This window comes from Thermicanus aegyptius DSM 12793, assembly GCF_000510645.1.
GTDB lineage: Bacteria > Bacillota > Bacilli > Thermicanales > Thermicanaceae > Thermicanus > Thermicanus aegyptius.
Genome location: NZ_KI783301.1, coordinates 1,235,319 through 1,248,530, shown reverse-complemented (window position 1 = coordinate 1,248,530; position 13,212 = coordinate 1,235,319). Strand labels below are relative to the sequence as shown.

Annotated in this window: 10 protein-coding genes; all 10 read right to left on the bottom strand. The window is 55.0% G+C overall.

All coding sequences use genetic code 11. The features are described from left to right. Positions 1-334 precede the first annotated feature (334 nt). On the bottom strand, positions 335-952 hold the full coding sequence (gene pyrE / locus THEAE_RS0106695; protein ID WP_028986934.1) for an orotate phosphoribosyltransferase: 618 nt from the start codon (positions 950-952) through the stop codon (positions 335-337). A gap of 13 nt (positions 953-965) precedes the next feature. Then, the gene (pyrF, locus tag THEAE_RS0106690; RefSeq protein WP_039944310.1) at positions 966-1,712 is read right to left on the bottom strand and encodes an orotidine-5'-phosphate decarboxylase; all 747 of its coding nucleotides are present in this window, start codon (positions 1,710-1,712) and stop codon (positions 966-968) included. A gap of 89 nt (positions 1,713-1,801) precedes the next feature. Continuing rightward, entirely contained in the window at positions 1,802-2,851 is a 1,050-nt protein-coding gene (locus THEAE_RS0106685; RefSeq protein WP_005589055.1) for a dihydroorotate dehydrogenase, read from the bottom strand. Beyond that, positions 2,848-3,633 carry a dihydroorotate dehydrogenase electron transfer subunit gene (locus THEAE_RS0106680; RefSeq protein WP_028986931.1) on the bottom strand — a complete coding sequence of 262 codons (786 nt, stop codon included), beginning with the start codon at positions 3,631-3,633 and terminating at the stop codon, positions 2,848-2,850. Before THEAE_RS0106680 ends, THEAE_RS0106685 begins: the two co-directional genes overlap by 4 nt. Beyond that, positions 3,634-6,954, bottom strand: a complete 3,321-nt coding sequence (gene carB, locus THEAE_RS20250) for a carbamoyl-phosphate synthase large subunit (protein WP_211233483.1) — start codon at positions 6,952-6,954, stop codon at positions 3,634-3,636. Next, positions 6,947-8,128, bottom strand: a complete 1,182-nt coding sequence (carA, locus tag THEAE_RS20245; RefSeq protein WP_211233482.1) for a glutamine-hydrolyzing carbamoyl-phosphate synthase small subunit — start codon at positions 8,126-8,128, stop codon at positions 6,947-6,949. The genes carB and carA overlap by 8 nt, the downstream gene beginning before the upstream one ends. A gap of 246 nt (positions 8,129-8,374) precedes the next feature. Continuing rightward, positions 8,375-9,670, bottom strand: a complete 1,296-nt coding sequence (locus THEAE_RS0106660) for a dihydroorotase (RefSeq protein WP_028986930.1) — start codon at positions 9,668-9,670, stop codon at positions 8,375-8,377. After that, a complete protein-coding gene (locus THEAE_RS0106655) occupies positions 9,648-10,574 on the bottom strand; it encodes an aspartate carbamoyltransferase catalytic subunit (protein WP_028986929.1) in 927 nt (308 codons plus the stop codon). The genes THEAE_RS0106660 and THEAE_RS0106655 overlap by 23 nt, the downstream gene beginning before the upstream one ends. 323 nt (positions 10,575-10,897) lie before the next feature. After that, positions 10,898-12,286, bottom strand: a complete 1,389-nt coding sequence (locus THEAE_RS0106645) for a solute carrier family 23 protein (RefSeq protein WP_028986927.1) — start codon at positions 12,284-12,286, stop codon at positions 10,898-10,900. A 143-nt stretch (positions 12,287-12,429) separates the two neighbouring features. Then, positions 12,430-12,993: a bifunctional pyr operon transcriptional regulator/uracil phosphoribosyltransferase PyrR gene (pyrR, locus tag THEAE_RS0106635; protein WP_028986926.1), complete on the bottom strand. Its 564-nt coding sequence runs from the start codon at positions 12,991-12,993 to the stop codon at positions 12,430-12,432. Positions 12,994-13,212: the final 219 nt, after the last annotated feature.

The window sequence follows — 13,212 nt, the reverse complement described above, 5'->3', positions numbered from 1 at the left end:
CTTTTTTTTCTTGGCCCTTTTCAGATAGAGAGTTATGGTGTACCATGGAATTACTCATTTTTCTGTTTGGGATGGTAGCCTTTGAAACTTCCATTTTACCAAACGAGAAAGGGGTTTTTCTTTCAAGAACGAAATTTTTCGAGGGAAAATTCTTCTCCTATCAAGGTTTAGTACAGATTTTCAAGGTGCGAAAATTGAGTTATAACAAGATGATCCAAAGGTAGAGGACTAACCAAAACGTTTTCTTAATCTGCTCAATCCCCTACCTTTTGTCAAAAAAGTAACCCTAGTCTATATTTCGATTTTAGAGGAGGGGGAGTTCGAATGGAAATTTTTAAACAAACTGCCGGTGCCATTCTTGGACGAGATGAAGTTCCTCTTCCGAAAGGGTTCCCCTCTTCTTCGCCTCGGCGATGAGGGTGTGGAAATCGGTAAGGGTAAAAAAGGGGACATCTTCCTTCTTAAAATTCCGCTCCGCCAGGGGGAATTGGTAGGTGAAGATGGCGGTAACCCCCAGCACCTCTACCTTTTCTTCCCACAGGGCCCTCACCACTTGCAGGGAACTTTCTCCGGTGGAGATGAGATCCTCAATCACCACCGCTTTTTCTCCCCCTTCGATCCTCCCTTCGATCCGGCTTCCTCTCCCATGATCCTTCTCCTTGGAACGCACGTAAACCATGGGGAGTTGGAGGAGATCGGCAACCCAGGCGGCATGGGGGATGCCCCCCGTCGCCGCCCCGGCGATAAGGCTCGCTTCCGGAAAGTGCTCCTTGATGAGGGAAACAAGCCCTTCCGCGATGAGGCGGCGAATCTTCGGATAGGAGATGGTCAGGCGATTATCGGTATAAATGGGGGATTTGATCCCCGATGCCCAGGTGAAGGGTTCATGGGGGCGAAGCATGACGGCGTCGATTTGAAGCAGGGTGGCGGCGATTTCTTCCTTTTGACTCATCGGTTTTCCTCCTTTACTGACGTTTGATGGTTTCTAAGGATTTCAGGATCTCCCGAAAGGAAGCTGCGGGATCTGCCGCTTTCGTCACGGTCCGGCCTAAAACCAGATAATCGGCTCCTAGACGGCCCGCCTCCTCAGGGGATGCGGGCCGCTTTTGATCATGGGAGGGATCCCCCACCTTGCGGATGCCTGGGGTAAGGGTAAGGAAATCTTTCCCCAAGTTCTTTTTCACCTTCTCCACCTCCCAGGCGGAGGAAACGATGCCGTCCATGCCGGAGGTTTTGGCCAAAGAGGAAAGATGAAGGGCCATCTCGGAAATGGATGAAAAAATCTTTAATTCCTGCCGAAGACTCTTCTCATCATGGCTCGTCAGGAGAGTGACGGCGAAGAGGAGGGGAACCGCGCCCCGAGGGTGATGAACCGATTCCACCCCTTCTTTAGCCGCCTCCATCATCTCCCCCCCTCCCAGGGCGTGAACCGTAATGAGATCAACGCCAAGGCGGGCCAGGGAACGGGCCGCCCCTTTTACCGTATTGGGAATATCGTGAAGTTTTAGGTCTAAAAATACCTTCAAACCTTTTTCTTTAAGCTCGGCGATGAAGGATGGTCCCGCCTGATAAAAGAGCTCCATCCCTACCTTATAGAAAACCGCTTCCCCTTCCATCCTTTCGATGAAGCTGCGGGCCTCCTCCGTCGCGGGAAAATCGAGTGCGATGATGAGCCGCTCCCGCCAACGGATCTTTTCTTTTTTATCCGGCATCGATCCGATCCTCTCCCTCCATCTTATCTTCCCATAGAATGCTTAAACCCATCACCTAAAATCGACTCAGGGCACTCCTTGCCTTCCCATCACCGTTTCCTTACATTTCCCCACCAACCTTCATTCTTCCACGCTTCCCCCGTTAAATCGGAGATCTTTTCCACACCCATGCGGTCAAGCAGATGGGGAAGGTCCTTGATGATCTTCGGCATGACGTAGGGATCGACGAAGTTGGCCGTTCCCACCGCCACCGCCGAGGCTCCTGCCAGAAAGAACTCGATCACATCTTCGGCCGAGGTAATTCCCCCCATGCCGATGATGGGAATCTCCACCTGCCGGCTCACCTCATAAATCATGCGGATCGCGATGGGCTTGATGGCAGGGCCGGAAAGTCCTCCCGTTTGATTGGCCAAAATCGGTTTTCTCTTCTTCAGATCAATCCTCATGCCAACCAAGGTGTTGATCATGGAAAGGCCGTCAGCCCCCGCCTTCTCCACTGCTCTTGCGATCTCGCCGATGTCGGTTACGTTGGGGGAAAGCTTGACGAACACCGGCTTTTTGCTCACCCGCTTAATCTCTTTCGTCAGCTCCCCTGCCAGTCCCGGGTCGGTTCCGAAGGTGATGCCGCCGCATTTTACATTGGGACAGGAGATATTTAGCTCCAGTGCAGCCACATTTTCCACCTGGGAGATCTTCTCCGCCACCGCCACATAATCTTCGATCATCGTTCCGGCCACATTGACGATGACAGGAGGGGTAAACCGGGCGAGCCAAGGGAGCTCCTCCTCCATCACCTTCTTAAGGCCCGGGTTCTGAAGGCCGATGGCGTTTAACATCCCCGACGGTGTCTCCGCCACCCGGGGAGTTGGATTCCCCAGGCGTTCTTCCAAAGTGGTCGCCTTCACCACGATGGCTCCGAGGAGGTTGAGATCATAAAACTGGGCATACTCCCTGCCAAAGCCGAAGCAACCGGAAGCCGGCATGACGGGATTGGGAAAGGAGATGCCGGCCAGGTGGACTTCGAGGCGGCGACGCACATCTTCCGTCAGGGGATAGAAATGTTCAGCCCGCTTTTTCTCCGCAGAAAGGAGATCTCCATCCGCCCTCTCCGCATTCATGGCCTTCCATTCCTTTCTCATGATAACTTAACCTCCCCCAGCCGGAAAACGGGGCCGTCTCGGCAGATCTTATAGTAGGATTTCTTCCCCTTTTCCCCGGGGGGAATCATGCAGGCGAGGCAAGCGCCGATCCCGCAACCCATCCGCTCTTCCAGGGAGAGGTACACCTCTTTCCCCTTCCCCCGATATCTCGCCTCAATTCCTTTCAGCATGGGAGTGGGGCCGCAGCTATAGAGGGCGGTCCAACCTTTCTCATCCTCCTCAGGGAGGAACCGGGTGACGAGGCCTTTCTCTCCCAGGCTGCCGTCATCGGTGGAAACTTTTACCTCACCGAGACGTCCGAACTCTTCGATGAAAATCGCCTGCCCTTTTCCGGCAAAGCCGAGGAGAACGACCACCTCTACGCCCATGGAGGAGAGAACTTTCGCCAGATAGTGCAGAGGGGGAACCCCGATTCCTCCGCCTACCAGGAGAGTCCGCTCCCCGGGGCGGCGGAGATGGGTGGGGAATCCTTGTCCCAACGGGCTCAGAATGTCCACCTTTTCCCCTTTTTGTTTCCGGGCGAGAAGGGCCGTCCCCCTCCCCTCCACCCGGTAGATGAGGGTGATGCGCCCCGTCTTTCTTTCGGCGTCGGCGATGCTGATCGGACGGCGCAGGAGAGGGTCAAAGCCTTCCGCCACTTTCACATGGAGGAACTGACCGGGGAGGGCGTCTAGAGCAAGGGGGGTCTCCACGATCAGGCGGTAAATTCCTTCTCCGATCTCCTCCTGGGAAACCACAAGGGCATCATCGCGATCCACCATTCAGCACCTCCTCCCTGCCGTCATTTGGCGTGGATCTCTCCTCCCCGCCTTTTCCCGTGAGGATCCCTCCCCTTTACAGTGATCCTTCATGAATCCCTGCGCTTTGCCTTCGTCCTCATGGAATTTCTTCCCTTTGTAATTATTCTTCGTGATATCCTCAACCCGGAAGGTGATGGTTTCCAATACCGTGAGGATGGCCTGGGCCGTATCCAAGGAGGTAAGGCAGGGGATGCCGTTTTCCACCGCTTCTCGGCGGATGCGGAAGCCGTCCCGGGCCGGGGTCTTTCCCCGGGTAATGGTGTTGATCACCAGATCTACCTTCCGCTCACGGATCACATCGATCACCGTTGGGGAAGGACCGTTGATCTTATTCACCACTTTCACCTTTAAGCCGTTTTCACTCAAAAAACGGGCCGTCCCGTCGGTGGCCAGCACCTGGAAACCGAGCTGGACGAAGCAGCGGATGAGGGGAAGGGCTTCTCCCTTATCCTTATCGGCCACCGTCACGAGGAGCACGCCGCTTTCCGGTATCTTCATCCCGGCGGCGATCATACCTTTATAGAGGGCCTTTGGTAAGGTCTCGGCCCGGCCGATCACTTCCCCCGTCGATTTCATCTCCGGCCCCAGCATCACATCGACCCGGCGCAGCTTGGCAAAGGAGAAGACCGGTACCTTGACGGAGAAGTCCTTTCCCTCCGGATGGAGTCCCCCTTCATAGCCCAACTCTTTCAGTGTGGCACCCAGGATGATCTTGGTGGCCAGATTGGCCATGGGGATACCCGTCACCTTGCTGATAAAGGGGATGGTCCGGGAAGCCCTGGGATTTACTTCCAGTACATAGATCTCCCCTTCATAAAGGACAAATTGGATATTGATCAACCCTCTGATCCCCAGGCTTAACGCGATTCGTTCCGTCATGGCGGTGATCTCACGTTTCTCTTCCCAAGTGAGGGAGGGGGCCGGATAGACGGCGATGGAATCCCCGGAATGGACCCCGGCCCGCTCAATATGCTCCATAATCCCCGGGATCAGAACCTCCCGGCCGTCGGAGATGGCATCCACCTCCACTTCCTTGCCTTGGAGATAACGGTCGATGAGCACCGGATGATCGGGGGTGACGGTAACCGCCGCCTGTAGATATTCGTTCAGTTCCTCCTCCTGGTAAATAATCTCCATCGCCCTTCCTCCCAGGACATAGGAGGGGCGAACCAGGCAGGGAAAGCCCAGCTCCCTCGCCACCTGCACGGCTTCATGGGGAGAGGTGATGGTCTTCCCGAGGGGCCGTTTCATCTCCAACCGCTGAAGAAGCGCCTCAAAGCGTTCCCGGTCTTCCGCTTCATCGATCGCCTCCCTGGAGGTGCCGAGAATCCTATAACCGGCCCGTTCTATGGTCTGGGCCAGGTTGATGGCGGTCTGCCCTCCAAACTGGAGGATAACTCCCACCGGGTTTTCCTGTCTTAAGATGTGGAGCACATCTTCATGGTAAAGAGGGTCGAAGTAGAGGCGGTCGGAAATGGAGAAATCGGTGGAGACCGTCTCCGGATTGTTGTTGATGATGACCGCTTCATACCCCGCTTCCCGAATCGCCCAAACCGCATGGACGGTGGAATAATCAAATTCGATCCCCTGCCCGATGCGGATGGGACCGGAGCCGATAACGACCACGGCAGGACGCTTTCCCTTTCGCCACTCATTCTCCTCTTCATAGGTGGAGTAGAAATAGGGGGTTTCCGCTTCAAACTCGCCGGCACAGGTATCCACCATCTTATAGACAGGGAATATACCCATCTCTTCCCGTAAATGACGAACCGTCTCCTCGGCATGCCCGCTAAAGTAAGCGATCGCCCGATCGGTGAAGCCCATCCGCTTTGCTTCCCTAACGACCTCCCCATTGAGCCCTCGGGCAAGTTCTTGTTCCATCCGGACGATTCTTTCGATCGACCGGAGGAAGAAGGGATCATAACCGGAGTAGAGGGAAAGCTCTTCCTCGCTCACCCCTTTCCGATACGCCTCGGCGATGAGAAAGAGGCGTTCATCATCCCCCTTGGCGATCTCAGCAAGGAGCTCTTCCTTGCTCATCCTTTCCGCTTTTTTCAGAATGAGATGATCCCGGCCGATCTCCAGGGAACGGACCGCCTTGAGCATGGACTCCTCCAGGGTGCGGCCGATGGCCATGGTCTCCCCGGTCGCCTTCATTTGTGTCCCCAGTTCCCTTTTGGCGGTTATAAATTTGTCGAAGGGGAAGCGGGGAAGTTTGGTCACCACATAATCGAGGGCCGGTTCAAAACAAGCAAAGGTTTTCCGGGTGATGGGGTTCAGGATCTCATCCAAGGTATACCCCACGGCGATTTTGGCGGAGATGGCGGCGATAGGGTACCCTGTCGCTTTCGAGGCCAAGGCGCTGGAGCGGCTCACTCTGGGGTTGACCTCAATCACATAGTAGGCATCGCTCCTCTTGTCCAAAGCAAACTGAACGTTGCATCCCCCCTCGATCCGGAGGGCGCGGATGATCCTGAGCGACGCGGACCGGAGCATTTGATGCTGTCGATCGGTCAAGGTTTGGCTGGGAGCGACGACGATGCTATCGCCGGTATGGATTCCCACCGGATCCACATTCTCCATGTTGCAGACGATGATGGCGTTATCGATCCGATCCCGCATCACCTCATATTCAATCTCCTTCATTCCCAAAAGGCTTTTTTCGATCAGGCATTGACGTATGGGGCTTAAAGTAAGCCCGTTGTGGGTAATCTCCTTTAGTTCCTCTTCATCATGGGCGATTCCTCCTCCGGTTCCCCCCAGGGTATAGGCGGGGCGGATAATGAGTGGGTATCCCTCTTGTTCGGCGAATCGGACAGCCTCCTCCACCGAATGGACGATGAGGCTTTCGGGAATGGGCTCTCCGATCTCCTTCATCAGCGCGCGGAATTTCTCCCGATCCTCCGCCTGCTCAATGGAAGGAAGGCGGGTACCCAGAAGTTCCACCCCTTCCTCGGTGAGAAAACCGCTTTCCGCAAGCTGAACCGCCAGATTTAATCCGGTCTGGCCGCCCAGGGTGGCCAAGAGCCCGTCGGGGCGCTCCACCCGGATGATTTTTTTCAAAAACGGCAGAGTGAGGGGCTCCATGTAGACCCGGTCGGCGATGTGGGGATCGGTCATGATGGTGGCCGGATTGCTGTTGACGAGAATCACCTCATATCCCTCTTCTTTGAGGGATCGGCACGCCTGGGTTCCGGAGTAGTCGAACTCGGCCGCTTGTCCGATGACGATGGGGCCTGAGCCGATCACCAGGATTTTATGCAGGTCCGTCCTCTTAGACATAGAGTCCACCTCCTTTCTTTTTCCATTGCGGAGTTTTTTGGATATCTAAAGGTTGACTCCGTTCCCGGTTTCGCTTTGGTATGCTCAATTCCCCTTCTCTCTTCCCCTTCTCTTCCCGCACCATCTCTAGAAATTGGTCAAAGAGGTAGGTGGAATCCTGAGGACCGGGGGAAGCTTCCGGATGATACTGCACGGAAAAAGCGGGAAGGCGGGAGTGCCTTACCCCCTCCACGCTGTCATCGTTCATGGAGCGGTGGGTGAGGATGAGCTCCGTCCCTTCCAGGGAGGAGGGGAGGATGGTATAGCCGTGATTCTGGGAGGTGATGTAGACCCTTCCGGTGATCAGGTCTTTCACCGGTTGGTTGCTCCCTCGGTGGCCGAACTTCATCTTTTCGCTTTTCGCCCCACAGGCGAGGGAGAAGATCTGATGCCCCAGGCAGATCCCGAAGAGAGGGTATTCCCCCAGGATCGCCCGGACCGTACCGATCGCTTCCGGCAGATCGGCGGGATCCCCAGGCCCGTTGGATAGAAGGATCCCGTCGGGTGAAAACTGCCGGATCTCATCGGGGCTCACGTTATACGGGGCAACGATCACCTCACACCCCCGTAAAGACAATTCCCGGAGAATGCCCCCTTTCGCCCCGTAATCGATGAGGAGAATCCGTTCTTTCTCTCCGGGGATCCTGTAGGGAGTACGGGTGGAGACCTGTCTCACTTGATCCCTTGGGAGAGGAGGGGCGAGGAGAGAGAAAACCTCTTCTAACTCCATCTCCTCCGGTACGATCGCCCCCTTCATCGTTCCCTCATAGCGGATCTTCCGAGTCAGTTTCCGGGTATCGACGCCATAAATTCCTGGAATTCGATATGTTTTTAAAACCTCATCCAATGGGATCTCGCTTCTCCAGTTGCTGGGGGAGGCGGCAAACTCCCGGACGATAAATCCCTTCACCTGGGGCCGCAGAGATTCAAAATCTTCCCGGTTGAGACCATAATTGCCGATCAAGGGGTAGGTCATGGTGACGATCTGCCCGCAATAGGAAGGATCGGACAGTACCTCCTGATAGCCTGTCATGCCCGTATTAAAGACCACTTCTCCCACCGTTTCGCCGGCGGGATACCCAAAACTTCCCCCGTGATAGGTGGTTCCATCTTCCAAGACCAACTTTACTCTCATCTTCCCACCCCTTCTTCCTTTTCTCTGTGTTCCCTTAAAAACTTCATTGGCCTTCCTGATCGCAAACCTCTTCCCATCAAAATCCCCATGACCTTTCCACTCGTTGGCCCCATTTTTATTCTGTAAGCCAAATTCATTCGTCCGGAATTCTCTTATCCCTTTAGACCTTTGCTGCTCTTATCCTTTTCGTCCATACAGACCTTTTATGTCCAAAAAGGTTGTTCACCGTTCTTTCATTCCATCCCTTTATCTTTCCGATTCGGTCTCTTTCCAAACAATCCGGCCTTCCACCAGGGTGATCACCGGCCAGCCCTTCACCCTCCATCCGGCAAAAGGAGTGTTCTTCCCTTTGGATGCGAATCGTTTCGGATCGATCTCCCTTTCTTTCGCAAGATCAATCAGGGTGAGATCGGCCGTCGCCCCTTCGCGGATCTCTCCATAGGGAAGGTGGAAAAATCTTGCGGGTTTCAGGGTCATCCGCTCCACCAGTTCATAGAGGGTGAAGATGCCTTTCTCCACCAGGTGGGTGTAGAGGAGGGGAAAGGCGGTCTCAAGGCCTACGATGCCGAAGGGAGAAAGAATCATCCCCCTCCCCTTCTCCTCCTCCGTATGAGGAGCGTGATCCGTAGCGATAAAATCAATGGTTCCATCCCGCAAGGCCTCGATGAGCGCCCTGCGATCCTCCACCGATCGGAGGGGAGGATTCATCTTAAAGCGGGCATCGGCATCGGAGATGGAAGTCTCATCCAAAAGGAGGTGGTGAGGGGTTACCTCAGCGGTAACCGAAACCCCCCTTTCCTTCGCCGCCCGGATCTGCAATACGGAGTAGCGGCTGCTAACGTGGCAAACATGGTAATGAACACCGGTCGCCTCGGCCAGAACGAGGTCTCTTGCCACCTGCACCGCCTCCGCTTCCCCCGGAATGCCTGGGAGTCCAAGACGCCGGCTCACCTCTCCTTCGTGAACCACCCCTCCTTTGGCCAACGCATTCTCCTCACAATGGGCCAGGATGGGCATACGAAGGGAAGCGGCCCGTAGGAAAGCCTCCCGCATTAAGCGGGCATCCTGCACCCCCACCCCATCATCGGAAAAGGCGAAGGCGCCGGCCTCCTTGAGCCTTTCCATCTCCGTCAATTCCCTTCCCAGTTCCCCTTTGGTGATGGCGGCGATGGGAAGAACCCGGACCACCCCTTCCCGGGCGATCTTCTTTTGCAGCCATTCCAACTCCTCCACCGAATCGAGGATGGGGCGGGTGTTGGGCATGGCGGCCACCGTGGTAAACCCGCCCCTGGCCGCCGCCAACGTGCCTGTGGCGATCTCCTCTTTCTGTTCAAATCCCGGTTCTCGGAGATGGACATGGAGATCGATGAAACCGGGGCTTACCAGAAGCCCCTCCGCCTCAATCACCTCATCCCCGGAAAGGTGGGATGGAGCGGGAGAAATGGAGGCAATCTTCCCGTCCCGGAGGAGGAGGTCCTCTCTCCTCATCTCACGTTCTTCCACATGGAGAACGGAGCCGTTACGAATGAGCAAGCTGGACATTTTTCTTCCCCTCCCATACCGTTTGCAAGACGGCCATCCGTGTATAAACCCCGTTTTCCACCTGCCGGAAGATGAGGGAGCGGGGGCTATCCACCAGAGAGCTCTCCAACTCCACGTCCCGATTGACCGGCGCGGGATGCATGATCATGGCATGGGGTTTCATCCCCTGGGCCCGATGTACGGTGAGACCATATTTTTGCAGATATTCCTCCTTGGAAAAGGAGGCTTCTTCTCGATGACGTTCCCGCTGGATGCGGAGAAGAATCACCACATCGGCTTCCCGGATCACCTCTTCGATTCCGCATAACTTCACGGTGGGGGGATAAGGATCTTCCTTTCTCTCCGTCATTCCGGGAGCGCCGGCGAGCAGAAGGTGGATCCCAAACTTGGGGAGAAGATGCATATGGGAGCCCACCACCCGGCTAAAGGCCAGGTCGCCGATCATCCCCACGGTAAGTCCGCGGAGTGAGCCGAAATGCTCCCGCAGGGTGAAAAGGTCGAGGAGGGCTTGGGTCGGATGTTCCCAGGTGCCGGCTCCTGCATTCACCAAAGCGAGGTTGGTCTTGCCCTCCACATTCCGGAAGAAATCGTTCTCCGCCGTGCGGATGATGGCGATCTCCACCCCGAGAGCCTCCAGTGTCCTTAAGGTATCTTCGTAACTCTCCCCCTTTGTAAGGCTTGAGACCTGTCCGTCGAAGTGGAGCACTTCGGCCCCGAGCCTTTTCGCAGCCACTTCAAAGGAGAAACGGGTGCGGGTGCTCGGTTCCAGGAAAAGCTCTGCCACAAACCGACCTCGCAACAGGGAATCCATCTCCGCTCCTCTCTGCTTGTAGTACGCCGCCTTTTCCAAGATTTCTTCGATCTCTTCCCTCTCTAGATCCCGAATGGCGATGAGATGACGCATCTTTCCTCTCCCCTTTCACTCTTTTTCACTAGACATCTTACCGGCTGCCCTGTTCCTTCCTTTTTCGGTTCTTTCCTCGCCCTACCTTTCCCATAGTGATCCATGGGCTTTCTCCCTTTCTTTGTGGGTTCTTTCCAAGCGCGATTAACCATGGAGAGAGGCTACTCGTTTCGTTCCTTATGGGTAGAAAAAAGAGCTTCTTACAGAGTAAGAAGCTCATCGATCTTTCCATGGTGCCGGAAAGCCCCTTGCTCCTTACTCGCCTCACGGGACGAATTTCAAGGATCGTACAGGTGGCTTAAGTTGCTAACATTGTTCATCCATCATCCGCTATGTGGTTCCCCGGCTACACTTCCCTCTTTCTGCTCTCCATAGGCAACCTCTTTCCCTGGGAGGAGGGCGTGGATCACCACGCCAAGAATCGTAGCCATCGCGATATTATCTACCGTCAGGTTGATGATGAGATTATAGAAGGAAACATCATGGAACTCCAGTTTAAACCCTCCGATGCCGGTCACCAGGATGATGGCCGTTAGGATCATATTCCGCTTGTGGGAGAAATCGATCTTGCTCTCCACATACATACGTAAACCTTGAGCGGCGATGATCCCGAAGAGGATGATGGTAACTCCCCCCAGCACAGGCTTCGGGATGGCCATGAGGATCGCGCCGATCTTCTCGACGAAGGCGAAGAGAATGGCGAAGATGGCGGCCAGCATGATCACATAACGGCTGAAGACCCGGGTGATGGCGAGAACCCCAATGTTCTCTCCATAGGTCGTGTTCGGCGGTCCCCCGAGGAGAGCTGCCAGGGAGGTAGCTAATCCGTCCCCCAACAGGGAGCGATGAAGCCCCGGATCCCTCATCAGATCCTTCTCCATCACCTTCCCGGTGACGAGAAGATGTCCGATATGTTCCGCCAGGGTGACGAAAGCGACCGGAGCGATGACCAAAGCGGCGATCCAGTTGCTTACCGAACCAAATGAACCGAGGAATTGGAGGGTAAGCATATGCTCTTTGAAGAAGTTGACCGGATTGATAAACCAATTGGCTTTCGCTATCATATCTGCGGCGGAAAAGCCTTGCTGGTTGGGCGTCGTAAACCATTCCGGATAGCGAATCCAGGAGTAAAGATAGCCCACGATCATCCCCGTCAAAACCGGAATGACCGAGAGGAACCCCCTGAAGAAAATGCTGGCAACGGTAACTACAATCAGCGTGACGAAGGCCACTTCAACCGCACCGAGGGAGTATTGGTTGGTCAAGGGATCATTTAAGGCCCAGCCCACCGCAACCCCTGATAAACTTAATCCGATCACCACGATGATGGAACCGATCACCACCGGGGGGAGAAGGCGGTTTAGCCATTCAATCCCCGCTTTATACACGATCACCGCAATAATGACATAGATAAGTCCCGACAAGAAGGCGCCGAGCATCGCCGCTCCAAAACCATGCGACTGGGCTACCGTGATGATCGGCCCGATGAAGGCAAAGGAGGAACCGAGATAATTGGGGATCTTGCCCTTCGTGAGAAAAAGAAAGAGAAGTGTGCCGAGCCCGCTGGAGAGAAGAGCAACCTGAACATCTAATCCGGTAATGAGGGGAACCAGGACCGTGGCGCCGAACATGGCGAACAGGTGCTGCAGACTTAGCGGGATAAGGCGGGCAAGAGGCGGTACTTCATGAACTTCCATGATGGGTTTGGACATCTCAATTCCTCCTTGGAGTGCGTTATTTCTGCAATTGGATGATCAATCATTCAATTTTTGCCGCTTCGATTTTTACTTTTAAAAAGTACGTTTTCCATTCATCCCTGATCGTTTCCTTTGATCTCTCCCCCTTTTTCTTCCCTCTAATGGGCAGACCCCTCTCCTGCATCGGTGATCAGCACCTGCTCCCGCCCATCCACTTCCATGAGCTCCACGGCGATCTTCTCGGTATGGGAGGTGGGTACATTTTTGCCCACGTAATCGGGACGGATGGGGAGTTCCCTGTGTCCCCGGTCGATGAGGACAGCCAGTTGGATCGCCTGGGGCCGTCCATGATCCATCACCGCATCGAGGGCTGCTCGGACGGTCCGCCCTGTATACAGGACATCATCGACCAAAATGATTTTTTCCCCCGTCACCTCTCCCGGAATCTGCCTTCCCTTCACCACCGGCTCATGGCTTTCATGCTTAAACGATAAATCATCCCGGTACATGGTGATGTCCAGTTCCCCCACCGGAAGGCTCTTTCCTTCGAACTGCTCGATGCGTTCCGCCAGGCGCCTGGCCAGGTAGATGCCCCGGGTCTTGATGCCGATGAGGATCAGCCCTTCCACACCTTTGTTTCTCTCCAGGATTTCGTGGGCGATACGGGTTAAAGCCCGACGAATCGCCGCTTCATCCATGATTTGTCTCGATCCTTCGTGCAAGGGGATTCCTCCTTTCTCTCCTGCCGTCTTTTCTGTAACCCACCTGTTTTACTTCCTGTGCGAAGTTCTCTTTCCTGATGATGTAGGAGTTCATACAAAAACTCCTTCTCGTGGGGAGAAGGAGTTTTTCGCCTGAACATTTCCTGCGGATATGCAGGGGGAACCATCGAGAACAGCTTTTCCTTCGATGATCCCTGGTTTTACTTCGATCCCCTTCTC